This is a genomic window from Lysobacter korlensis (assembly GCF_042434515.1).
Window position 1 is genome coordinate 199,811 of the sequence record NZ_JBHLTG010000002.1, and the last position, 21,779, is coordinate 221,589.

The window sequence follows — 21,779 nt, forward strand, 5'->3', positions numbered from 1 at the left end:
GCCGGCTGCCGGGTCGTTTTCCACCGTACCCTAGCGGTGAGTCTGCGGATGGTGTTTCGCCAGCTGGAACACGCCGACGACCGCGATGATCCCGCTGAGCACGAACGCAATCACAGCCCACAGCGGCGCCTGGGACGCCTCGCCGAGTACCAGGATCCCGACAGCCACCGCGACGAGCGGGTCCACCACCGTCAGTCCCGCGATCACGAGGTCGGGCGAGCCCACCGAGTACGCCGTCTGCACGAAGTACGCGCCCAGCACCGTGGCGGCGAGCAGCGCGGCGATGCAGACCATCGTGAGCGCCTCGAAGTTGCCGGTCTGGATGCGGTTGAGCACCACCTTCGCGAGCGTCGCGACGAATCCGTAGAGCACACCGGCGGCCAGGATGTAGAAGATCGCGCCGAACCGCTTGCGGAGCAGCGCGAACGCCACGGCGAGCAGCACCACGATCACGGCGAGCGTCACGAGGATGATCACCAGCTGCCGCTCGGTGATCGGACGCTCCGTCGCGGTGAACGCCGCGATGGTGACGAAGAGCCCCACTCCCCCGACGCACATCACGATGGCGCGGATGGACTTGTGATCGAGCTTCACCTGATACTTGCGTGAGTTCAGGATCGCGGTGATCACGAGGGCGATGGCGCCGAGCGGCTGCACGACGATCAGGGGGGCGAGACCGAGGCTGATCAGCTGCAGCAGGATGGCGAGCCCGAGCATCACGGTCCCCACCACCCAGGCTGGTCGCCCGAGCAGACGCATCAGCTGCCGGATGCTCAACCCGGCTTTGTTCCCACTGCCGTGGGTGCGCTCGACGCTCGACACGCCGCTGTGCTGGAACTGTGCACCGAGCGACAGGAAAACCGCACCGAGGAGCGCGATCGGGATCCCCGCGGCCTGATACGGCGTCAGGCTGATGCGCTCGGCGAGGTCGGTCAACTCGGGCGGCACGCGACGAATCTACCGGGTCACCGGCCGATATCCTTGGCGAATGGCCGCGCTCCCCATACGAATCACCGGCGATCCGGTGCTCCATGAGCCCGCCGCGGCGGTGACCGATTTCGGCGCCGACCTGCGGGGCCTCGTCGCGGACATGATGGAGACGATGCACGCCGCACCAGGGGTGGGTCTCGCCGCCCCGCAAGTCGGCGTGCCGCTGCGGGTGTTCGTGTATGCGTGGACCGGCTCGGATGGCGTGGAACACAGCGGCGTCGCGGTGAACCCCGAGCTGTGGCTCAGCCCGCCCCGGATCGGTGAAGCGGACGAGGAGAGCGAGTCGGAGGGATGTCTGTCGATCCCCGGTGAGCGGTTCCCGCTGCGCCGCGCCGACAAGGCGCTGCTGCGCGCGCTCGACGCCGATGGCAGGCCGTTCGAGACCGAGGCTGAGGGCTGGCTCGCGCGCATCTTCCAGCACGAGTACGACCACCTCGACGGCATCCTGTACGCGGACCGGCTCGCGCATCCGCACAGCAAAGCGGTGGGGAAAGCCATCCGCAAGCGCAGCTGGGGTGTGCCGGGGCAGAGCTGGCTGCCGGGGCGCGACCACCTGGACGACTGACGCTTCGACAGGCTCAGCGACCGAGCGGTCAGGCTGCGCCGAAGGCCAGCCGAAGCAGTGCCGCGGTCGCCGCGGCGGCGACGATCACCAGGATGAACGGCACACGCAAGGCGAACAGCACCCCGGCGACGCCGAGCGCCGGCACCCTCGCATCCACCGCGATCCCGGCGCCGCTGCCGAGCGTCTGCACCGCGACCAGTGCGGCCAGGAGGGCGACGGTCAGCAGGTTGACCACCCGCGACGGGCCCGGCCGCTCGACGAACTCGCGGGGCACCAGGTATCCGGAGAGCTTCAACGCCAGCACCACCACCGACGCCAGGAGCACCACGTTCCACACCGTCATGCCGGCCGCCGCTCGAACCAGTTGAAGACGCCGACGACCACCGCGACGGCCGCCGCGATGAGCACCGGCACGCCGGGCGGCAGCGCGGGGGTCAGCGCCGCCGCCAAGACGGCCGCCGCGACCGCGACGACGATCGGCTGCAGCCGGGTGAGGCGCGGCCAGAGCAGTCCGAGGAACGCGGCGGCCGCCGCCGCGTCGAGTCCGAATGCGCGAACGTCGCCCAGCAGATCGCCGAGCAGTGCGCCCGCGAGGGTGGTGAGGTTCCAGCCGATGTAGATGATCAGTCCTGTCCACCAGAAGCCGGCGCGCTGTGCCTCGGGAGTCGGCTGGGCGGTCGCAACGGCGGTCGTCTCGTCGATGGTGAACTGGCCGGCGAGCAGGCGCCGCCACCATGGCCCACGGATGATCGGGCTCAGCCGGATGGCGTAGAGGCCGTTCCGCACACCGAGCAGCGCCGCGCTGGTGACGGCCGCCACCCCGGCGGAGGTGCCTCCTGAGGCGATCAGGCCGATCACCGCGAACTGCGACCCTCCCGAGAACATGAACAGGCTGAGCACGCACGTCTGCCAGACATCGAGTCCGGCAGCGACCGACAGTGCGCCGAAGGAGACGCCGTACGCCGCGACGGCCAGCCCCACCGCGAAGCTGGAACGGATCGCGGCGCGCTCCTCGCTACTCCTGGCCACGGCTTCGCGGCGTCGGGGCGGACTCGGCGGAGGATGCCGCGAGCCGGATCGCCTCGAGCAGCACCTCGGGGCGCACGTCCTTGTACAGCAGTGCGGCGGCGTTCGCCGCCGCGGCGGCGGCCATGTGGTCCTCGATGTCGACGGAGGCGAGCAGGATCACGCGAGGACGCGGACCCAGGTCGAGGATGCGCTTGTCCTCGAGCACCCGCTCGGCCGTGCGGATGCCGTTCATCCGGGGCATCTGCACGTCCAGCAGGGCGACGTCGATCCGCTTCCGGTGCGCCAGGCGCATGAACGAGATTCCATCCGACGCGTCGCCGACCACCTCGATGTCCGGCTGCGATTCCAGAACCATTCGGTATCCGGCGCGCTGGAGCGGGCTGTCGTCCGCGATCGCGACCCTGATCACGCGCGCTCCAGGTTCACGCCGTGCACGCCGTTGTGGTACTTCAGGGCCGGGAACACCGCTCCGACGGAGAAGCCGACACCAGGCAGGGCGTTCGCCTGGAAGACGCCGCCGAACAGCTCGGCGCGCTGCCGCATCTCGGTCATCCCGCGTCCCGACACCACGTCGGTGAGCGCGTGCAGGTCGTCGTCGATCGAGTAGCCGCGCTGCTGCGACGCCTCGTTCGGGTCGAGCCCCGACCGTCGCACCCGCGTCCGCTCGCCGTCGTCGTCAACCCGCACCTGCAGCCCGTCGGTGGTCCAGGTGAGGCTCACCTTCGCCTCGGTGCCCTCGCCGCCGTGACGGAGCGAGTTCGCGAGCGCCTCCTGCAGGATCCGGTAGATCGCGAGCTCCGCCCCGGGAACCAGGTCGAATCGGTCGCCGGTCTCCTCGAACACGACGACGAGCCCCGCGTCGCGCATCACCGTGAAGAGCTCACGGAGGGACTTGAGCCGCGGCTGCGTGCGCGCGCTTGCCTCCCCCTCCCGCACCACGCGCATCACGCGGCGGAGATCCGCGATCGTCACCCGGGCGGTGTCCGCGAGCACGGTGGCGCCCCGCACCGCGACCTCGGGATCCGACTGTGCGGCGAACCGGATCCCGTCCGCCTGTCCGATCATCACCGACATCGAGTGCACCGCCACCTCGTGCAGCTCCCGGATGATGCGGAGCCGGCCGGTCTGCTCCGCCAGCGACAGCTGCAGGTCGATGCGCTCCCGCTCGAGCGCGACCCGCTTGGCCGCCTCGCGGCGCCGGCCGCGAAGGGCGAGGAGCCAGAGCACCAGCAGCACGAGCGCCAGCAGCACGAGAGCACCGGCGGCGATCGCGATCGCCGGGTCGCCGAGTCGCTCAGACAGCTGCTCGATCACTCGCCCCATCCCCTCCAGACGTCCGAGAAGAGACTATCCGCGTTGCACACGGCGCTCCCGTCACCCCGAAGGGCACAACACAGAAGGCCCCCGCCGAAGCGGAGGCCTTCACTGCTCCCCGAGATGGACTCGAACCATCAACCTGCCGGTTAACAGCCGGCTGCTCTGCCAATTGAGCTATCGAGGATCGCTGGGATCAGCGGAGCTACTCTACCAGCCGCGCCCGGAGCGCCAAATCGCGCGCGCGTCCCGCGAGTCGCTGCTGCGGATGCTCGATGCGGTACTCGACCGCGAGCCGCTGGACGTACGGGTGCCGCGGGTCGGCGAGCACCCCGTCGATCGTTCCGAGCGCCACCGTCATCCCCTGGTGCATCACCATCACCCGGTCCGTGATGCGGCGCAGCTCCCCCACCTCGTGCGCGATGATCAACGCGCTGAACTCACGGGTCGAGCGCAGCTCTCCGATCACGTCGAGGATCGCGCCGCGCACCAGCAGGTCCACGCCCATGGTGGGGTCGTCGGCGATCAGGAGCGCGGGCTCCAGGATGAGCGCACGAGCGAGCGCGACACGCTGCCGCTGGCCGCGGCTCAGCTCGTGCGGGTACTTGGTGAGGATCCCGAGCGGCAGGTGGACCGCGTCGATCAGCGTGGCGACGAGTTCGCCGGCGTCGCGAGAGCTGAAGTGCTTGTCCCGAGCGAAGATCGGCGCTGACACGTTCTCACCCACCGTGAGGTGCGGGTCGAGCAGCGCGCCGGCGTCCTGCGGCAGGTACCCGACCCGGAGGGCCAGCCGGTCACGCGCCTTCGATCGCATGCCGCGCACCTCGAGGCCGAGCACTTGCAGACTGCCGCCGGAGATCCGCGGTGAGCCGTGGATGGGAAGTCCGCTGAGCCCCGCGATGGTGCGGGCCAGGGTGCTCTTGCCGGAGCCGGCCTCACCGACCACCCCGAGGATCTCGCCCGGCCGCAGGCGGAAGCTCACACCGTTGAGGGCGAGGCCGCGCGCGCCTCGGCGCTCACCGGGATAGTGGGCGCAGAGGTCGTCGGCGAGGATGGCCAACTCCTGGTCCGTCATCCAGTCACCCCACACTCCGCCGCAAACGCCGTTTCCAGGCTAGCCGAGTCCGAGCGCCGCGGCCCTGAGCGCACGCGGCTCCGCCAGACACGCGATCTGTTCCGGTGCGGACCTGCTCACTCCGCCCGGAGCGCACGCCGGTCGGCCTCGAGGGTGACGAGATCGAGCTGCAGCGTGCGGTAGCGGTCCGGCTCCGCCCTGGCGTCGGTGCGCTGGAGGGCACCCAGCAGGTCTGCCTTCCGGCGCAGCATGTCACGGTCGATGAGCCCCGTGACGATGTCACGGCAGTAGGGAGCGATCTGCTCCGGCCGCTGCGGGATCGGAGCGACCGTGAGCTCCTCCACCATCCGGGTGAACTGCTTCGGGGTCTCCTCCAGCACCCGGGCAACCCAGTCCGGCGCCTCGAAGTGCGGCATGCAGGCGGCGATCGCATCGCGGACGACCGCGAGCGCGCGGTTGCGGAATCCGACGTGCGCGGCACGCTGCGCGAGGTCGTGGCCGACGGCGGCCGGGTGCTGGAGCAGCGCCATGAGGGCATCCCGCTCCTGCCGGGTCACCGGGTCCGCCGGAAGATCGAAGATCGACGGCGGCCGCTCCTGGCTGGGCGCGGCGGGTGGTGCGAACTCGTCGGGCTCTGGCGGTGGGGCGTCATAGTAATCCGGAGGCGGAGCGTCATGGCCGCCCTGGACCCGCCGCCGTTCATCGGGTTGCCGGCTCCGCTCGGAGTCCCAGGATCGCTGCCCTTGACGGTTGCCCTGCGCGTCGCGGTTCCAGGACCCGCGCCCGCTCCCCTCGCGGTTCCACTGTCCGGAGCCGCCCGTCCGTCCTGAGCCGGAGGGCTGCCCGGGCCGTCCGGAGGTGCCACCGCCCCGGGTGAACTCGCCTTGCCGCGCGGGCGGCGGCTGGAACGGCGCCGGGGCACCTTTCGGTCGTGCGGCGTTCACCGCACGGCCGACCTCGCCGAGGTCCATGCCGAGCCAGCCCGCGAGGTTCCGCACGTAGCCGCTGCTCAGCGACTGATCGCGAATGCCGGCGACGATGGGCGCGCTGGCGCGCAGCGCTCCGACCCGGCCCTCGACGGTGTCGAGGTCGTGGGCCGCGAGCACCCGCCGCACCATGAACTCGAACATCGGCCGGCGCTGGGCGATGAGCAGCCGCACCGCATCGTCGCCGCGGGCGAGCCGCAGGTCGCACGGGTCGAGCCCCTCCGGCGCCACCGCGACGAAGGTCTGCGCGGCGAACCGCTGCTCCTCGGCGAAGGCGCGGCTCGCGGCCTTCTGACCGGCCTCGTCCGGGTCGAAGGTGAAGATCACCTCGCCGAGGCCCCGCGCATCCGCGTTCTCGACGTCGCCGAGCACCCGCCGCACCACCTTGATGTGGTCGACCCCGAAGGACGTGCCGCAGGTGGCGATCGCGGTGGTCACGCCGGCGAGGTGGCAGGCCATCACGTCGGTGTAGCCCTCGACCACCACCACCTGCTTGCCGCGGGCGATATCGCGCTTCGCGAGGTCGAGCCCGTAGAGCACCTGGCTCTTGTGGTAGACCGCCGTCTCGGGCGTGTTCAGGTACTTGGGGCCGGAGTCGTCGTCGAGCAGCCTGCGGGCTCCGAAGCCGAGCGTCTGCCCGGTGGTGTCGCGGATCGGCCACACCAGCCGGCCGCGGAAGCGGTCGTAGGCGCCGCGGTCGCCCATGCCCAGCAGCCCCGCCGCGACCAGCTCCTGCTCCGTGAAGCCCTTGGACTTCAGGTGCTTGCCGAGCGCGTCGTACGACTTCGGCGCGAAACCGACGCCGAATCGCTGCGCCGCAGCCTGGTCGAAGCCCCGATCGCCGAGGAACTTCCGCCCCGGCTCGGCCTCCGGCGCGAGGAGCTGCTGTTGGAAGTACTCCTCCGCGGCGCGGTTCGCGGCGAGGATGCGGGCACGACTGCCCGAGTCCCGGTTCGCCGTCCCGCCGTCCTCGTAGCGGAGCTCGAAGCCGATCCGGCCTGCGAGTCGCTCGACCGCCTCCGTGAAGCTGACCGAGTCCATCTTCTCCAGGAAGCTGAACACGTCACCGCCCTCGCCGCAGCCGAAGCAGTGGTACCGGCCAGCCTGCGGGCGCACGTGGAAGCTGGGGCTGCGTTCGTCGTGGAAGGGGCACAGGCCCTTCATGGAGTCGACGCCGGCGCGCTTCAGGGTCACGTACTCGCCCACGACGTCGGCGATGTTGGTGCGCGCCCGGACCTCATCGATGTCGCTTCTGCGAATGAGGCCTGGCACGCCTCCGATTGTACGGAGCCGGGGCCGCTACGACCGGACGCGACTGTGCCAGCTCATCGCCGACTGATCTGTGAGCGATGCGACCTGGTCGACGATGACCCGCTTGCGTGCCGCGTCGCTGTCGGCCGCGTGCCAGTCGGCCGCGAAGCCGGGGTCGAGGTGCTTCGGGGCGTTGTTCTGCAGCGCCGACGCGAGGTCGGTGAGGATGGTGCGCTGCCGGCGGTAGATCGGCTGGCGGGCGTTCGTGCTCATCACGAACGCGGCGACGATGCCCTTCAGCACGGCGATCTCGGCCTGGATCTCGCGAGGCACGACCACGCTGCCGGCGAACCGGGCCAAGGAAACGCCGGGGTACGCCGCACGGGTCGCGCGCGTCGCCGCGATCACGAACCGGCCGATCAGCTGGCTGGTGAGGTTCTTCAGCCGTCCCTGCGCCGGCCTGCTGCCATTCCACTCGGTCAGCCAGGCGTCGAGCGCCTTCAGCCGGGCGAACGCCGCCAGCAGCTCATCGTGGTCGATCTCACCGCCGATCCAGACGAACATCGCGTCGACCAGGTCGTCCGGATGGGAGGCGGCGCTCAGCCGCCGCACGTCGACGAACCCGTTGACGATCGCATCCTCGAAGTCGTGCACGGAGTAGGCGATGTCGTCGCTGAGGTCCATCACCTCCGCCTCGATGCAGCGGCGACGCTCCGGGGCGCCCTGCCGCATCCAGTCGAACACCGGCTTGTCGTCGTCGTAGTAGCCGAACTTGCTGCGCCCGCTGGGATCCGGCACGCCGCGGCTCGATGGCCAGGGGTACTTGCAGCTGGCGTCGAGGCTCGCCCGGGTGAGGTTCAGCCCGTACGGACGGCCGTCGGCACCGAACACCTTCGGCTCGATCCGGGTCAGCAGGCGCAGCGTCTGCGCATTGCCCTCGAACCCGCCGATGTCGGCGGCCCACTCGTTGAGCGCCTTCTCCCCGTTGTGACCGAACGGCGGATGCCCGAGGTCGTGGGCGAGGCAGGCGGTGTCGACGACGTCCGGGTCGAGGCCGAGGCTGGACGCGAGCTCCCGGCCGACCTGCGCCACCTCGAGCGAATGGGTCAGCCGGTTGCGCGCGAAGTCGAGGCCGCTTGTCGGGCTCAGCACCTGCGTCTTCGCCGCGAGACGCCGCAGGGCGCTCGAGTGCAGCAGCCGGGCGCGGTCCCGGGCGAAGTCGCTGCGGCGGCTGGAGTGGTCCTCGGGGTGCCAGCGTTCGACGTCGACGTCGGTGTAGCCGGGTGGCACGGAGTTTCCGAACTCAGGCGCGGTCGGGGGTGCTCCGAGCGTCGAGTCGGCGGTCGGATCCGCGATCCCCTCGGCCTCGGCGGTCTCCGGCGCCCCGTCAGCCGCCACTGGTGTTCAGCTCCGCCTCGGTGAGCTCAGCGCGATGGACGTCCCCGAGCTCACGGCTGGAGAGCCAGCGGTCGGGCAGTGCCGGGTTCTTGGGGGTGCCGGCCCGGCCGCGCTGCCCCTCGGCCGCCTCGCCCGGATACGGCTGCGACCAGTCGAGCTCGGCCAGCAGGTCGTCGAGCCGGCCGAGGCTCTCCACCGTCGCGAGCCGGGCCCGGAGCTCGCCGCCGACGGCGTAGCCCTTGAAGTACCAGGCGACGTGCTTGCGGATGTCGCGGCACGCGCGACTCTCGTCGCCGAGGAAGAACTCGACCAGCAGCTCCGCGTGCCGCTTGAACGCCGTGGCCACCTCGCCGAGACTCGGCTCCACCTTGGAGTCAGCGCCACGGAAGGCCGCCGCGAGGTCACCGAACAGCCACGGCCGGCCGAGGCACCCGCGCCCGACGACGACTCCGTCGCACCCGGTCTGCTCCACCATCCGGATGGCGTCGTCGGCGCTCCAGATGTCGCCGTTGCCGAGCACCGGGGTGCCGGTGATCGCGCTCTTGAGCCGCTCGATCGCGGACCAGTCGGCGGTGCCGGAGTAGAACTCGGCCGCGGTGCGGGCGTGCAGCGCGATGCTGGCGACGCCCGCGCCCTCCGCCGCACGTCCGGCCTCCAGGTAGGTGAGGTGGTCAGCGTCGATGCCCTTACGCATCTTCACGGTGAGGGGGATGTCGCCGGCTGCCTTCACCGCACGCTCGACGATGTCGCGGAACAGGCCCAGCTTCCAGGGCAGCGCCGCTCCCCCGCCCTTGCGGGTCACCTTGGGCACCGGGCAGCCGAAATTGAGGTCGATGTGGTCGGCGCGATCCTCGGCGACGAGCATCGTGACCGCCTCGGCGACGGTTCCCGGGTCGACGCCGTAGAGCTGGATGCTTCGCGGCGTCTCGGACTCGTGGTGCCGGATCAGTCGCATGCTCTCGGGTGTGCGCTCGACGAGCGCCCGGCTGGTGATCATCTCGCTGACGTAGAGGCCGGCACCGTACTCGCGGCACAGCCGCCGGAACGCGGTGTTGGTGATGCCCGCCATCGGTGCCAGCACCACCGGCACATCGAGCGCCAGCGGCCCGATCCGCAGTGCGGGGGCGGGGCCGGCGAGCCGCTGGCCAGTTCCCTGGTCAGTGGTCCGCTGCGCTGGGGCGGCGATTAGTGTGGACATCCCTTCGATTCTCCCAGAAAGGCGCCAGATGTCCGGACGTGAGCGGGTTTCTGCGGATGCGGCGGCCCGCGGGGTCGCGATCGAGTTCGTGTCGCGGCCGGCAGCGAAGTCGCTCGAGGAGGCGGCTGCCCTGATCGGCGTGGAGCCGCGCGAGATCGTGAAGACGCTCGTCGTCAAGCGCTCGGACGGCACGTTCCTGTTCGCGCTCATCCCGGGTGACAAGCAGATCTCCTGGCCGAAGCTGCGGGCGCTCGTCGGGGTGAACAAGCTGCAACTGCCGGATCCGGCCGTCGCGCTGGAGGCCACAGGGTACGAGCGGGGCACGATCACCCCGCTCGGCAGCACGACGGAGTGGCCGGTGTACGCGGACGAGTCCATCGCCGGGCGGATCGCGATGGGGGCGGGCGAGCACGGCTACAGCCTGCTGGTCGACTCCGGAGACCTCATCCGCGCCTTCGGCGCGACGGTCGCCGACATCTCCCAGTAGTCGGCCTCGCTACTGTTCCCATTTCGGCTCGATGTGTCCGCCGCGGCAGGAACATCGAGCCGGAACGGGAACAATCAGGGATCAGATGTCGTCGGAGTCGACGCGGCGGTTCACGGCCGCCTGCGTGTGGTGCTCCGGGACGGCGCAGAAGTCCCCGTCGCACGACGGCGCGACCGGCGTGTCGACGATCTTCAGCAGCGGAACAGTCTGTGCCGGCACCCGTGCTGCATCCGTCATGACGCGTCCTTCTCGATTCGGGCCTGTTGGAGCACGTTAGCGAAGGTCTCCGCCTCCTGCGCCCCGGACACTCCGTACTTGCCGTCGAACACGAAGAACGGAACGCCCTGGATCCCGTACTCGCGCGCCAGGTCCTGATCGGCCTGCACGGCGCGCAGGTAGCTGTTCTGCCGGAGCGCCGCGAGCGCCTCGTCGCGGTCGAGCCCCACGTCGGCGGCGAGGTCCGCGAGGTCCTCATCCCTGCCCACGTGCCTGCCCTCGACGAAGTAGGCCCTCAGCAGCCGCTCCTTCAGCTCGAGCTGCAGCCCCCTCGCCTTCGCGAACTGCAGCAGCTCGTGCGCCTTCACCGTGTTGGTGTGCTGGAGCGCTTCGTAGTCGTAGTGCAGCCCCACCTGCTCCGCGATGCCGGTGACCCGGTCGATCATCTGCCGGGCCACATGCTCGGGGATCCGCTTGTGCCCGGCGAGGAACTCCACCTCGGAGCCCTCGAAGTCGACGGGCGTGTCCGGTGACAGCTCGAACGAGTGGTACTCGACCTCCACGTCGCCCTCGAACAGCTCCGCGCCGCGCTCGAACTTGCGTTTGCCGATGTAGCACCATGGACAGGCGATGTCGGACCAGATGTCGACCTTGATGGGTTCGCTCACTCTGGGGTTCAACTCCCGAGTTCCGGGATTGTTCCCGTTCCGGCTCGATGTTGCCGCCGCGGCGGGCACATCGAGCCGGAATGGGAGCAGTCAGGCGCTCACGCGCCGGCGAGCTGCTCCGCGAGGAACCCCTGGAGCTTCTCGAGCGGGATGCGCTCCTGGCTCATCGAGTCGCGCTCCCGCACGGTGACGGCCTGGTCCTCGAGCGAGTCGAAGTCGACGGTCACGCAGAACGGGGTGCCGATCTCGTCCTGCCTGCGGTAGCGGCGGCCGATGGCGCCGGCGTCGTCGAAGTCGACGTTCCAGCTGCCGCGGAGGCGGGCCGCCAGATCCTTGGCGATCGGGGACAGCTGCTCGTTCCGCGACAGCGGCAGCACCGCGACCTTGACCGGCGCAAGGCGCCGGTCGAGCCGCAGCACGGTCCGCTTGTCCACTCCGCCCTTGGTGTTCGGCGCCTCGTCCTCCGAGTACGCGTCCACCAGGAACGCCATCAGGGAGCGGGTGAGTCCGGCGGCTGGCTCGATCACGTACGGGGTCCAGCGCTCGTTCTTCGTCTGATCGAAGTACGACAGGTCGTTCCCGGATGCCGCGCTGTGCGTCGACAGGTCGAAGTCGGTGCGGTTCGCGATGCCTTCGAGCTCGCCCCATTCACCGCCGGTGAAGCCGAAGCGGTACTCGATGTCGACCGTCCGCTTGGAGTAGTGGCTGAGCTTCTCCTTGGGGTGCTCGAAGAGGCGAAGGTTCTCCGGCTGGATCCCCAGGCCGGTGTACCAGCCGAGCCGCTGGTCGATCCAGTACTGGTGCCATTCCTCGTCGGTGCCGGGCTCGACGAAGTACTCCATCTCCATCTGCTCGAACTCGCGGGTGCGGAAGATGAAGTTGCCGGGGGTGATCTCGTTGCGGAAGCTCTTGCCGATCTGGCCGATGCCGAACGGCGGCTTCAGCCGCGAGGCGGACAGCACGTTGGCGAAGTTCACGAAGATGCCCTGCGCGGTCTCCGGCCGGAGGTAGTGCAGGCCGGCTTCATCGTCGACCGGGCCGAGGAAGGTCTTCAGCAGACCGCTGAAGGCGCGCGGCTCCGTCCACTGACCCCGCGTCCCGCAGTTCGAGCATGCGATGTCGGCGAGGCCGTTCTCCGGGGCCCGTCCCTTCTTGTGCTCGTGCTCCTCCAGCAGGTGATCTGCGCGGAAGCGCTTGTGGCAGTTCAGGCACTCCACGAGCGGGTCGGTGAACACCTCGACATGTCCCGAGGCCTCCCAGACCCGCTTCGGCAGGATGACCGACGAGTCGAGACCGACGACGTCGTCGCGGCTCTGCACCATGAAGCGCCACCACTGGCGCTTGATGTTCTCCTTCAGCTCAACGCCGAGGGGGCCGTAGTCCCACGCGGACCGCGAGCCCCCGTAGATCTCCCCCGCCTGGAAGACGAAGCCGCGACGCTTGGCGAGTGAGATGACGGAATCGAGCGATGAGGCGCTTGCCACGGATGATCTCCAGTTGTCTTTCCCGAGCTGGGTGCCCGGTCGAGCGGACGATCCACAAGCTTACCGAGCGCCTGGGAGACCCCCGAACGCGCGGGCATCCCCTCTACGATGATGGCGTGCTCTCCGCGGACGATGAGCTGCCCTCCCGCCCGCACCGCATCCTGGTCGCCGGGGTCTCCGGCGCGGGCAAGAGCACGCTCTGCCGACGGATCACCGCCGCGACCGGCATCCCGTACACGGAGTTGGACGGGCTCTATCACGGCCCCGGGTGGACGCCGCAGCCGGACTTCGCGCAGACCGTGGAGCGGATCACCGCCCGGCCGGACTGGGTGGCGGAGTGGCAGTACCGTTCGGTCAGGCCGATGCTCCTCGAGCGTGCCGATCTGCTGGTGTGGCTGGATCTGCCGTTCCGGACCACCCTGCGGCAGGTGGTCCGGCGGACGTTGCGGCGGAGGATGCGGCGCGAGGTGCTCTGGAACACCAACACGGAACCGCCACTGCGGACCTTCTTCACCGACCGTGACCACATCGTCCGCTGGGCGATCCGCACCCGGCACAAGTACCGGACGCTGATCGCCGACCTCGAGCGGCAGCCCGACGCGCCGGTCCTGGTCCGGCTGCGCTCTCGGCGGGAGGTTCGCCGCTGGCTGGCGGGACCGCTCACCCGCGCCGTGCGGTGACCTCCGGAACGGGTCCCGGAGTCAGCGCAGCGCCCGGACCACCAGCTCGACGTCGTCGAGGTCGTTCCAGATGTGGAAGGCGGCGCGCAGGCGTCCGGCGCGTCCGGACGCCCGGATGCCGGCGGCGATCAGCTTCTGCAGGTCGGCGCCCTCCGGGTCCGGCCAGGTCACGATCGCCTGCCCCTCGCGCTCGATGCCGAGCTCGTCGCACAGGGCGTCGCCGAGCCCGGAGGTGTAGGCCCACACCTCATCCATGTCGAGGTCTGCGAACATCCGGATGGCGGGATCGGCGCCGACCCACGCCGGCCAGGCGGGCGAGACGTCGAATCGGCGGGCGTCGGACGCGAGCTTCATGGTGGGCCCGTAGCAGGAGTGCCAGACGTCCTCGCCGGCGTACCAGCCCGCCTGGATGGGGCGCAGCTGCACGGCCGCGCGTTCCGACAGGCAGAGGAACGCCACACCGCGTGGGGAGCAGAGCCACTTGTACGCGTGGCACACGGTGACGTCGAACATCCCCGCATCGACGGGGTGCACGCCGGCGGACTGGGTGACGTCGCAGAAAGTGAGCGCACCGTGCCGTGCGGCGGCCGCGGTGATGGCGTCGACGTCGGCCACTTCGCCGGTCGCCGACTGCACGTGCGAGAAGACCGCCATCCAGGTGTGGTCGTCGATCGCATCCGCCAGCTCGGAGATCGGCACCGAGCGGACCGAGATGTCGTCGCGCTGGAGGAACGGGTAGACGATCGAGCTGAAGTCGCCGTGCGCGATGAGCACGTTCGCGCCCGACGGCACCGCGGCCGCCACGACGCTGGTCTGCACGGACGTCTGCGAGCCGATGGCGACACGGTCGGGGGCGACCCCCACGAGCCGCGCGAACGATCCGCGCGTCCGCTCGATCACGGGGTCGTAGTGCTGCGGATCCCGGCGTGCGGCCGCCCAGAGGTCGAGGTCCTTCCGCAACGCGGCGACGGTCTCCCGTGTGGGGATTCCGATGGAGGCCACGGCGAGGAAGCCGCGGCCGGCGTCGAAGCTTGCCCGGGCCCTCGTGAGGCCTTCGGACACCGGCGCCGAGATCTGTGGATCGGTCCGAGTCATGCCGCCATGATGCCGCGGATCGGCGTCCGGCGACAGTGCCGATCCGGCACCCTCGGTCCTGAGGCTGTCGACGGGCCGCCGGTTCTCAGGCGAGCGCCGTGATGGACCCCATCACCGATCGAAGCGCCGCCGCGGTCGTGCGCAGGTCGTCGTCGGAGACATCGTCGCCGAAGGTGAATCGGACGGCGGTCGTCGCCACGTCCGGCTCGAGGCCGATCGCGAGGAGGACCGGGCTCGGCTCGGTCCGGCCCGCGGCGCAGGCGGATCCGCTCGAGCAGAGGATGCCCTGCCGCTCGAGCTCGAGCAGCACGATCTCGCCGCCCGTGCCGGGGAAGCAGAACGAGGCATGCCCGGGCAGCCGGTCGGCGGGCGACCCGGTGAGCACAGCACCGGGCACCGTCCGCAGCACCTCGTCGACGAACCCGTCCCGCCGCCGGGAGAGTTCGGGTCCGGCGGCGCGGCGGCCACGCACCGCAGCGGCGAGGGCGACGGCGAACGCGACATTCTCTGTGCCGGAGCGCCTGCCCCGCTCCTGCCCGCCGCCGTGAATCACCGGTTCGAGCGACAGTCGGCCGCGGACGAACAGCGCGCCGACGCCCTTCGGCGCGCCCAGCTTGTGGCCGGAGAGCGACAGCGCATCGACGCCGAGCTCCCGCACGTCCAGTCCGAGGCTGCCGGCCGCCTGCACCGCGTCGGTGTGGAACGGGATGCCGTGCTCGTGCGCGGCGGCCGCCAGCTCGGCGACCGGCTGCACCGTGCCGATCTCGTTGCTGGCGAGCATCACGGTGGCGAGCGTCGTGTCGGGGCGGAGCGCGGCGCGGAACCGGCCGGGGTCCACCCGTCCGTCCCGGTCCACCGCGACGACGGTCACCTCGAATCCGTGCACGCGGGCGAGGAACTCGCACGTCTCGGCCACCGCCGGATGCTCGATCGCCGAGGTGACGACGTGCCGTCCGCGCGGGGCGGCGAGCGCGATCCCCTGGATGCCGAGATTGTCGGCCTCGGTGCCGCTCGCGGTGAACACGATCTCCGACGGACGGGCGCCGAGCCAGGCGGCGACGTCCGAGCGGGCACCGCGGAGTGCGCGGTCCGCAAGCGCGCCGAGCTCGTGCGCGCTCGACGGGTTGCCGAACTCGCCGGACAGATACGGCCACATCGCCTGCAGCACGTCGGCCCGAACCGGCGTGGTGGCGGCGGCGTCGAGGTAGATCATGCCGTCGCCACCGCCAGGTCGAGCCCCAGATCGAGTGCACGCACACTGTGGGTGAGCGCACCGATCGAGATGACGTCGACGCCTGTCTCCGCGATCGCGCGGACGGTGTCGAGTGACACGGTGCCGCTGGCCTCGACGATGGCCCGGCCGGCGATGAGCTCCACGCCCCGCCGCAGCTGGTCGACCGTGAAGTTGTCGAGCATGATCGTGTCCACTCCGGCGGCGAGCACCGGCGCGATCTGATCGAGCCGGTCGACTTCCACCTCGAGATGTGTGATGTGCGACAGCCGCGAGCGTGCGTCGCGCAGCGCCTCGGTGAGGTCACGGCCGCCGGCGATGAGCACGGCGAGGTGGTTGTCCTTGGCCATCACCGCGTCGGACAGCGAGAAGCGGTGATTGTGCCCGCCGCCGCACCGGACCGCATGCCGCTCCAGCGCGCGGAGGCCGGGGGTCGTCTTGCGGGTGTCGACGATGCGGGCTCCGGTTCCGGCGACCGCGTCCACGAACGCCCAGGTCTGCGTCGCGATGCCGGACATCCGCTGCACCAGGTTGAGCGCCACCCGCTCCGCACCGAGCACGGCGCGGGCGTTGCCGGTCACCTCCGCGAGCGTGGCGCCGGCGGGGAACCGCTCCCCATCGCCCAGGTGCTGCGTGACCGTGACCTGGCCGCCGGTCGCCGTCATGGCCGCGGTGAACACGTCGATCCCGCTGAGGACGCCCGGCTCCCTGGCGACCAGCGCCGCGGTCGCCGTCGCCCCCTCCGGAATGAGCGCGTCACTCGTGATGTCGCCCCATGGCGCATCCTCGGCGAGGGCAAGCTCGACGACACGATCGATCTGGCTTCGGGTCAGCATGCGGGCACCGCCGTTCGCGCCGCGCCGGTGAGGACCCGGCCGAAGCCTTCGGCATTCCCAGCGTCGACCCGGAAGTGGGCGCCGCGCGAGGTTCTCCGGGCGAGCGCCGCCGCGGTGACGAGCCGCGCGAGCTGGAGCAGATTCGCGGTCTCCCGATCCGCCACGCTCGCTCCCCCGGCGCGCCATCCGGTGAGCAGCTCCTGCGCCCGCTCGAGGCCCTCCCGGTCCCGGTACAGGCCGACTCCGTTCCACATCACCTTCTGGATCTGCTCCCGAGCGACTCGCTCTCCTCCGTCGGCCGCCGCTTCCGGCAGCCGGCCCGCGGGCCGCGCCCGCCAGCCGACCGCGGTGTCGAGGTCGTCCGCCGCCCGGGCGGAGAACACCAGAGCCTCGAGCAGCGAGTTGGATGCGAGCCGGTTGGCGCCGTGCACGCGGGTGCAGGCCACCTCACCGACGGCGTACAGGCCGCGGATGCCGGTCCGGCCGCGCACATCGGTCGCGACGCCGCCCATGACGTAGTGTGCGGCGGGCGTGACGGGGACGGGCTCGGCGGTCCAGTCGATGCCGTGCGCGAGCAGCATGCGGGTGATGCTGGGGAACCGGCGGACGAGCCGGTCCGCGCCGATGGGCCGGGCGTCGAGGTAGACGGGTGCGCCGTCCTGGCGCGCCATGACTGCGGCGATCGCCCGTGCGACCACATCCCGGGGCGCCAGCTCGGCATCCGGATGCGCGTCCGGCATGAAGCGGCGCCCGTCGGCGTCGAGCAGCCGGGCTCCGTCGCCGCGGACCGCCTCGGAGATCAGCGGGGACCCTGGGGCGGCGAGGGCGGTCGGATGGAACTGGATGAACTCCAGGTCGCGGAGCCGGGCACCGGCGCGGGCGGCGGCCGCCATCCCGTCGCCGGTCGCGCAGGGGGGATTGGTGGTGTGCCGGTACAGCTGGCCCGCACCGCCGGTCGCAAGCAGAACCGCGTCCGCTGACAGGACTTCGGCTCCGTTCGGACCGAGCAGCCGCACGCCGCGGACGCCCCCGCCGTCGGCCACCAGGTCGTCGAGGAAGGCATGCTCGAGGATCCGCACGGGCGCCGCCCGCAGCGCAGTGATCAGGGTGGTGTGGATCGCCAGACCGGTGGCATCCCCGCCGGCGTGGATCACCCGACGCACCGAGTGCGCCGCCTCGTGACCCCGGGCGAGCTCGCCGTCTTCCCGGTCGAAGGGCACGCCGAGCTCCACCAGCTCCCCCACCAGGGACGGCCCCTCGGCGCAGAGCGCTGCCACCGCGGCCGGGTCGCCGAGCCCGGCGCCGGCGCGGAGGGTGTCCCGGATGTGCGCCTCCACGCTGTCGTCGGGGGACATCGCCGCCGCGATGCCGCCCTGCGCGTAGCGCGTGGAACCGTCGAGCAGCGGGCCCTTCGTCACGAGGGTCACCCGATGCCGGCGGCCGGCCCGCAGCGCGGCGGTGAGCCCGGCGATTCCGGAGCCGACGATCACGAGGTCGCTCATGACGAACCCTTCGGCTTCATGGCGAGCATCCGCTCGAGCGCGACTCGCGCGTTCTCAGCCACGTCGTCCGGCACGGTGATGCGGTTGAGCAGCTCGCCGCGCACCAGTCCCTCGAGCACCCACGCGAGGTAGCCGGGGTGGATGCGGTACATGGTCGAGCAGGGACAGATCACCGGGTCGAGGCAGAAGATGGTGTGCTGCGGGAACTCGGCGGCCAGCCGGTTGACCATGTTGACCTCCGTGCCGATGGCGAACGTGGTCGGCTCCGTGGCCGCCGCGATGGCCTTCCGGATGTAGTCGGTCGAGCCGGCCTCGTCGGCCGCGTCGACCACCGCCATCGGGCATTCCGGATGCACGATCACCCGCGCGCCCGGGTGATCGGCACGGGCCCGGTCGATCTGGTCGACCGTGAACCGCCGGTGCACCGAGCAGAACCCGTGCCAGAGCAGCACCTGCGCGTCGAGCAGGGTCTGCTCGTCGTTGCCGCCGAGCGGGCGGCGCGGGTTCCACATCGGCATCCGCTCCAGCGGCACGCCCATCGCCTTCGCGGTGTTGCGGCCGAGGTGCTGGTCGGGGAAGAACAGCACCCGCTGGCCGCGTTCGAACGCCCACTCCAGCACCGACTCGGCATTCGAGGAGGTGCAGACGATGCCGCCGTGCTCGCCGCAGAACGCCTTCAACGCGGCGGAGGAGTTCATGTAGGTGACCGGGACAACCGGCACACGGCCGTCCGCGTCCGGCTCTGTTCCGTACAGGTCGGCCAGGTCCTCCCAGCACTCGGTGACCGAGTCGATGTCCGCCATGTCGGCCATCGAGCAGCCGGCCGCGAGATTGGGCAGGATGACGGCCTGGTCCGGGCGGGTGAGGATGTCCGCCGTCTCCGCCATGAAGTGCACGCCGCAGAAGATGATCGCTTCGGCGCCCGGGCGCGTCTTCGCGGCGTTGGCGAGCTGGAACGAGTCGCCGACGAAGTCCGCGTGCTGCACGACCTCGTCCCGCTGGTAGAAGTGACCGAGGATCACCACGCGCTCCCCGAGGGCGGCGCGCGCGGCGACGATGCGCTCGTGCAGCTCGTCGGAGGACGCCTGCCGGTATTCCTCGGGAAGCCCGCCCTGCCGCGGCGCCCCGACCGGGATCACGTCGCCCATGGATGCGCCTGGGCCGTAGCCGGGCACGGGGTCGAGCGTCCACGGCGGTGCCGCGAGCTCCGGGGCGCACGTTGCGCCGTCCGCCGATGTGCGGATTCGTTCGATTGTGGTGGCGACCGAGGCCATTTCGGAGCTCCTAGATCTGGGTGTGCGAGAGCGGGCCGTTGTCGCTGAGCTCGACGGCGGTGTTGTAGCGGTACAGGCGCGGCGGGCGGTGGCGGCCACCCGTGACCCGCTCCTCGGTGCGGACGATGGCGTCGGAGGTCTCCACCTGCCGCCGGAAGTTCGCAGGGTCGAGGGGTTTCTGCAGCACCGCCTCGTGCACGTGGCGGAGCTCTGTGAGGGTGAAGGTCTCGCCGAGGAAGGCGTGCGCGATCCGTGAGTACTCCATCTTCGTTCGGAGCCGCCACAGGGCGTATTCGACGATCAGATTGTGGTCGAAGGCGAGCTGCGGGAGGGCGTCGGCCGGGAACCAGCGGACGTTCTCGGTCTCCTCCGCCCGCTCCGCCTGCTCGGGGCGCACCAGCGCCCAGTAGACGACGGACACGACGCGTCCGGTGGGTGAGCGGTCGGCGTCGCCGAAGGCGTAGAGCTGCTCGAGGTAGGTCGGCTCGAGGCCGGTGGTGTCGCGCAGATGGCGGCTCGCCGTCGCGACGAGGCTCTCGTCCTTCGCGGCCCACCCGCCGGGCAGCGCCCATTTGCCCTGGAACGGGTCTCGGGTGCGGCGCACGAGCGGCAGCCACAGCCGGCTCGAGTCGCGTTCGGGCTCCGGCCGCAGCGCGAAGATGACCGTCGACACGGCGAGGTCGATGCCGGACGAGCGTCGTTGCGATGCCGCCATGTTCGCCTCCCCGACTAAAGGTCACTGTGACCAGAACACACTCTAGCAGTTTTGGTCACGATGACCCAAACCGTATGGCTCGAATGCGGTGCTTCGGCACGAGTGCGTGCGTACACACGGGCGCATTCGCGCCGAACGGCAGCACTCGACGGATCCGCCTCGTCCGGGAGGATGTGGCCAGGCCGGGTGTCAGGCCTTCGGGGTGTCGACCGCGCCGCCGAAGCGCCGATTCCGCGAGGCGTAGAGCTCGACGGCGTGCCACAGGTTCGCGCGGCGGAAGTCCGGCCAGAGCGTGTCGAGGAAGACCATCTCGGCGTACGCGCTCTGCCACAGCTGGAAGTTGCTCGTGCGCTGCTCCCCTGAGCTGCGCACGAACAGGTCCACGTCCGGCAGATCCGGTGCGTACAGGTGCCGCTGGATCACCTTCTCGCTGACGCCCGACGGCTTCAGCCGCCCGGCGGCGACCTCCTCCGCGATGGCGCGGACGGCGTCGGTCAGCTCGTTCCGCCCGCCGTAGTTGACGCACATGGTGAGGGTGAGCACGTCGTTGTGCGCGGTGAGGCGCTCGGCGAACTGGAGCTCCTTGATCACCGACGACCACAGTCGGGGCCTCCGGCCGGACCAGCGGATGCGCACGCCCCACTCGTTGAGCTGGTCGCGGCGCCGGTGCAGCACGTCCCGGTTGAAGCCCATCAGGAACCGCACCTCCTCCGGAGAGCGCGCCCAGTTCTCCGTCGAGAACGCGTACACGGTCAGGTGCTTGACGCCGATCTGGATCGCGCCCGCGACGACGTCGAGCAGCGACGCCTCCCCGGCGCGGTGGCCCTCGATCCGCGGCAGCCCCCTCGCGTTCGCCCAGCGACCGTTCCCGTCCATGACGATCGCGACGTGCTCCGGCACCGCGCCGCGGGGCAGCTCGGGCGGCAATTCGCCGGTCCAGTCGAGCGACACGAAGGCGACGGCGTCCCGGTGCGTCTTCCTGACCGGACTCATCCGGCTGCCGCCGGGGTGCTGCGGTCGACGTGCTGCAGAGAGCGCAGTCCGCGCTCGAGATGGAACTGGGTGTATGCGGCGACGACGCCGCTCGCCTGGCTGCGGGTGCGCTCCCCAGCCGCCTCGGCGTGCGGCCAGTCGCCGGTGAGCAGGGCGGCCAGCAGATCCAGGGTCTGCTGATCCAGGCGCGGCGCACCCGGCGGCGCGACCGCGTCGGCGACGACCCCGCCGAGCTGAGCGACGAACGCGGAGTGCGGGCCCGGCACGCCGGTGACGGCGCAGTCCACGAAGCTCGGGGCCCATCCGGCGATCGACAGGGCGCGCAGGAGGTAGGAGTCGAGCGTCAGCCCGGCCCCGTGCTCCCGGCGGGCGAGCGAGCGCAGGGCACCGACGAGCAGCAGGTACTGCTGGAGGCTGCCGTCGTTCTCCGTCAGCTTGTCCGCCGTCTCCACCATCGCGTTCGCGGCGGTGAAGCTCCCGTAGTCGCCGGCGATCTCGGCGCCGTACGAGCCGAGCGACTCCGCCTGCTGGATGATGTCGAGGCTGCGGCCCTCGTAGAGCTGCACGTCGGCGACCATGAAGGGCTCGAGCCGGGCGCCGAACTTCGACGAGGTGCGCCGCACGCCCTTCGCGACCGCGCGGATCTTGCCGTGCTGCCGGCTCAGCATCGTGACGATGCGGTCCGCCTCACCCAGCTTGTGGGTGCGCAGCACGACGACCTCATCCCGGTAGAGCGGCACGCTTACGATTATCGCCCTCTGCCAGGATGATTCCGGACCGGCCTGCCGGTCG

At 70.9% G+C, this 21,779-nt stretch carries 23 protein-coding genes and 1 tRNA gene; 3 read left to right on the top strand and 21 right to left on the bottom strand.

Annotated elements, in window-relative coordinates:
• Positions 1 to 30 precede the first annotated feature (30 nt).
• A complete protein-coding gene (locus tag ACFFGH_RS10120; RefSeq protein ID WP_386667829.1) occupies positions 31 to 948 on the bottom strand; it encodes a DMT family transporter in 918 nt (305 codons plus the stop codon).
• 40 nt (positions 949 to 988) lie between these two features.
• Between ACFFGH_RS10120 and def the strand changes: the two genes are divergently transcribed.
• Positions 989 to 1,555 carry a peptide deformylase gene (gene def / locus ACFFGH_RS10125; protein ID WP_386667832.1) on the top strand — a complete coding sequence of 189 codons (567 nt, stop codon included), beginning with the start codon at positions 989 to 991 and terminating at the stop codon, positions 1,553 to 1,555.
• Positions 1,556 to 1,583: 28 nt separating this feature from the next.
• On the opposite strand, the gene ACFFGH_RS10130 is transcribed toward def, so the two are convergent.
• The 9 genes from ACFFGH_RS10130 to dusB form a co-directional block, all read right to left on the bottom strand.
• Positions 1,584 to 1,898 (bottom strand): AzlD domain-containing protein, encoded by a 315-nt coding sequence (locus tag ACFFGH_RS10130; protein ID WP_386667834.1) that lies wholly within the window; start codon positions 1,896 to 1,898, stop codon positions 1,584 to 1,586.
• A complete protein-coding gene (locus ACFFGH_RS10135) occupies positions 1,895 to 2,584 on the bottom strand; it encodes an AzlC family ABC transporter permease (RefSeq protein WP_386667836.1) in 690 nt (229 codons plus the stop codon). The genes ACFFGH_RS10130 and ACFFGH_RS10135 overlap by 4 nt, the downstream gene beginning before the upstream one ends.
• On the bottom strand, positions 2,571 to 2,993 hold the full coding sequence (locus tag ACFFGH_RS10140; protein WP_386667838.1) for a response regulator: 423 nt from the start codon (positions 2,991 to 2,993) through the stop codon (positions 2,571 to 2,573). The genes ACFFGH_RS10135 and ACFFGH_RS10140 overlap by 14 nt, the downstream gene beginning before the upstream one ends.
• Positions 2,990 to 3,898 carry a sensor histidine kinase gene (locus tag ACFFGH_RS10145; RefSeq protein WP_386667840.1) on the bottom strand — a complete coding sequence of 303 codons (909 nt, stop codon included), beginning with the start codon at positions 3,896 to 3,898 and terminating at the stop codon, positions 2,990 to 2,992. Before ACFFGH_RS10145 ends, ACFFGH_RS10140 begins: the two co-directional genes overlap by 4 nt.
• A 114-nt stretch (positions 3,899 to 4,012) precedes the next feature.
• Positions 4,013 to 4,085 (bottom strand) — tRNA-Asn (locus tag ACFFGH_RS10150).
• A gap of 18 nt (positions 4,086 to 4,103) precedes the next feature.
• Positions 4,104 to 4,973, bottom strand: coding sequence for an ATP-binding cassette domain-containing protein (locus tag ACFFGH_RS10155; RefSeq protein WP_386667842.1), 870 nt, complete (start codon positions 4,971 to 4,973; stop codon positions 4,104 to 4,106).
• Positions 4,974 to 5,089: 116 nt separating this feature from the next.
• Complete coding sequence (dnaG, locus tag ACFFGH_RS10160; RefSeq protein ID WP_386667844.1) at positions 5,090 to 7,231, bottom strand: DNA primase; 2,142 nt, start codon at positions 7,229 to 7,231, stop codon at positions 5,090 to 5,092.
• A 27-nt stretch (positions 7,232 to 7,258) separates the two neighbouring features.
• On the bottom strand, positions 7,259 to 8,608 hold the full coding sequence (locus ACFFGH_RS10165) for a deoxyguanosinetriphosphate triphosphohydrolase (RefSeq protein WP_386667846.1): 1,350 nt from the start codon (positions 8,606 to 8,608) through the stop codon (positions 7,259 to 7,261).
• Complete coding sequence (dusB, locus tag ACFFGH_RS10170; protein ID WP_386667848.1) at positions 8,598 to 9,806, bottom strand: tRNA dihydrouridine synthase DusB; 1,209 nt, start codon at positions 9,804 to 9,806, stop codon at positions 8,598 to 8,600. The genes ACFFGH_RS10165 and dusB overlap by 11 nt, the downstream gene beginning before the upstream one ends.
• Before the next feature lie 28 nt (positions 9,807 to 9,834).
• Here dusB and ACFFGH_RS10175 point away from each other — a divergent pair, with 28 nt between their 5' ends.
• A complete protein-coding gene (locus ACFFGH_RS10175; protein WP_386667850.1) occupies positions 9,835 to 10,293 on the top strand; it encodes an aminoacyl-tRNA deacylase in 459 nt (152 codons plus the stop codon).
• 81 nt (positions 10,294 to 10,374) lie between these two features.
• Here ACFFGH_RS10175 and ACFFGH_RS10180 read toward each other — a convergent pair whose 3' ends face one another.
• From ACFFGH_RS10180 to ACFFGH_RS10190, 3 genes are all read right to left on the bottom strand, one after another.
• Entirely contained in the window at positions 10,375 to 10,530 is a 156-nt protein-coding gene (locus ACFFGH_RS10180) for a hypothetical protein (protein WP_386667852.1), read from the bottom strand.
• Positions 10,527 to 11,177 (bottom strand): DsbA family oxidoreductase, encoded by a 651-nt coding sequence (locus ACFFGH_RS10185; protein WP_386667854.1) that lies wholly within the window; start codon positions 11,175 to 11,177, stop codon positions 10,527 to 10,529. The genes ACFFGH_RS10180 and ACFFGH_RS10185 overlap by 4 nt, the downstream gene beginning before the upstream one ends.
• A 98-nt stretch (positions 11,178 to 11,275) precedes the next feature.
• Positions 11,276 to 12,661, bottom strand: a complete 1,386-nt coding sequence (locus tag ACFFGH_RS10190) for a glycine--tRNA ligase (protein ID WP_386667856.1) — start codon at positions 12,659 to 12,661, stop codon at positions 11,276 to 11,278.
• 116 nt (positions 12,662 to 12,777) lie between these two features.
• On the opposite strand from ACFFGH_RS10190, the gene ACFFGH_RS10195 reads away from it, so the two are divergent.
• Positions 12,778 to 13,341 carry a hypothetical protein gene (locus ACFFGH_RS10195; protein WP_386667858.1) on the top strand — a complete coding sequence of 188 codons (564 nt, stop codon included), beginning with the start codon at positions 12,778 to 12,780 and terminating at the stop codon, positions 13,339 to 13,341.
• Between the two features lie 21 nt (positions 13,342 to 13,362).
• Here ACFFGH_RS10195 and ACFFGH_RS10200 read toward each other — a convergent pair whose 3' ends face one another.
• The 8 genes from ACFFGH_RS10200 to recO all read right to left on the bottom strand — a co-directional run bounded on the left by ACFFGH_RS10200 (position 13,363) and on the right by recO (position 21,727).
• Entirely contained in the window at positions 13,363 to 14,436 is a 1,074-nt protein-coding gene (locus tag ACFFGH_RS10200; protein WP_386667860.1) for an aminotransferase class V-fold PLP-dependent enzyme, read from the bottom strand.
• 85 nt (positions 14,437 to 14,521) lie between these two features.
• The gene (locus tag ACFFGH_RS10205; RefSeq protein ID WP_386667862.1) at positions 14,522 to 15,649 is read right to left on the bottom strand and encodes a cysteine desulfurase family protein; all 1,128 of its coding nucleotides are present in this window, start codon (positions 15,647 to 15,649) and stop codon (positions 14,522 to 14,524) included.
• The gene (nadC, locus tag ACFFGH_RS10210; protein ID WP_386667864.1) at positions 15,646 to 16,503 is read right to left on the bottom strand and encodes a carboxylating nicotinate-nucleotide diphosphorylase; all 858 of its coding nucleotides are present in this window, start codon (positions 16,501 to 16,503) and stop codon (positions 15,646 to 15,648) included. Before nadC ends, ACFFGH_RS10205 begins: the two co-directional genes overlap by 4 nt.
• A complete protein-coding gene (gene nadB / locus ACFFGH_RS10215) occupies positions 16,497 to 18,005 on the bottom strand; it encodes an L-aspartate oxidase (RefSeq protein ID WP_386667866.1) in 1,509 nt (502 codons plus the stop codon). Before nadB ends, nadC begins: the two co-directional genes overlap by 7 nt.
• On the bottom strand, positions 18,002 to 19,279 hold the full coding sequence (gene nadA, locus ACFFGH_RS10220) for a quinolinate synthase NadA (RefSeq protein WP_386667868.1): 1,278 nt from the start codon (positions 19,277 to 19,279) through the stop codon (positions 18,002 to 18,004). The genes nadB and nadA overlap by 4 nt, the downstream gene beginning before the upstream one ends.
• Before the next feature lie 10 nt (positions 19,280 to 19,289).
• Positions 19,290 to 19,994 carry an NUDIX hydrolase gene (locus ACFFGH_RS10225; RefSeq protein WP_386667870.1) on the bottom strand — a complete coding sequence of 235 codons (705 nt, stop codon included), beginning with the start codon at positions 19,992 to 19,994 and terminating at the stop codon, positions 19,290 to 19,292.
• Positions 19,995 to 20,183: 189 nt separating this feature from the next.
• A complete protein-coding gene (locus tag ACFFGH_RS10230) occupies positions 20,184 to 20,987 on the bottom strand; it encodes an isoprenyl transferase (RefSeq protein WP_386667871.1) in 804 nt (267 codons plus the stop codon).
• A complete protein-coding gene (gene recO / locus ACFFGH_RS10235; RefSeq protein ID WP_386667873.1) occupies positions 20,984 to 21,727 on the bottom strand; it encodes a DNA repair protein RecO in 744 nt (247 codons plus the stop codon). The genes ACFFGH_RS10230 and recO overlap by 4 nt, the downstream gene beginning before the upstream one ends.
• Between the last annotated feature and the right edge of the window lie 52 nt (positions 21,728 to 21,779).

Excerpts from the sequence above, each read along its gene's own strand:
- ACFFGH_RS10200 (WP_386667860.1), bottom strand. The coding sequence starts at position 14,436 with ATGACTCGGACCGATCCACAGATCTCGGCGCCGGTGTCCGAAGGCCTC.
- ACFFGH_RS10155 (WP_386667842.1), bottom strand. The coding sequence starts at position 4,973 with ATGACGGACCAGGAGTTGGCCATCCTCGCCGACGACCTCTGCGCCCAC.
- nadB (WP_386667866.1), bottom strand. The coding sequence starts at position 18,005 with ATGAGCGACCTCGTGATCGTCGGCTCCGGAATCGCCGGGCTCACCGCC.
- ACFFGH_RS10130 (WP_386667834.1), bottom strand. The coding sequence starts at position 1,898 with ATGACGGTGTGGAACGTGGTGCTCCTGGCGTCGGTGGTGGTGCTGGCG.
- ACFFGH_RS10180 (WP_386667852.1), bottom strand. The coding sequence starts at position 10,530 with ATGACGGATGCAGCACGGGTGCCGGCACAGACTGTTCCGCTGCTGAAG.
- dusB (WP_386667848.1), bottom strand. The coding sequence starts at position 9,806 with ATGTCCACACTAATCGCCGCCCCAGCGCAGCGGACCACTGACCAGGGA.
- nadA (WP_386667868.1), bottom strand. The coding sequence starts at position 19,279 with ATGGCCTCGGTCGCCACCACAATCGAACGAATCCGCACATCGGCGGAC.
- ACFFGH_RS10230 (WP_386667871.1), bottom strand. The coding sequence starts at position 20,987 with ATGAGTCCGGTCAGGAAGACGCACCGGGACGCCGTCGCCTTCGTGTCG.
- ACFFGH_RS10205 (WP_386667862.1), bottom strand. The coding sequence starts at position 15,649 with ATGATCTACCTCGACGCCGCCGCCACCACGCCGGTTCGGGCCGACGTG.
- ACFFGH_RS10225 (WP_386667870.1), bottom strand. The coding sequence starts at position 19,994 with ATGGCGGCATCGCAACGACGCTCGTCCGGCATCGACCTCGCCGTGTCG.
- nadC (WP_386667864.1), bottom strand. The coding sequence starts at position 16,503 with ATGCTGACCCGAAGCCAGATCGATCGTGTCGTCGAGCTTGCCCTCGCC.
- ACFFGH_RS10175 (WP_386667850.1), top strand. The coding sequence starts at position 9,835 with ATGTCCGGACGTGAGCGGGTTTCTGCGGATGCGGCGGCCCGCGGGGTC.
- def (WP_386667832.1), top strand. The coding sequence starts at position 989 with ATGGCCGCGCTCCCCATACGAATCACCGGCGATCCGGTGCTCCATGAG.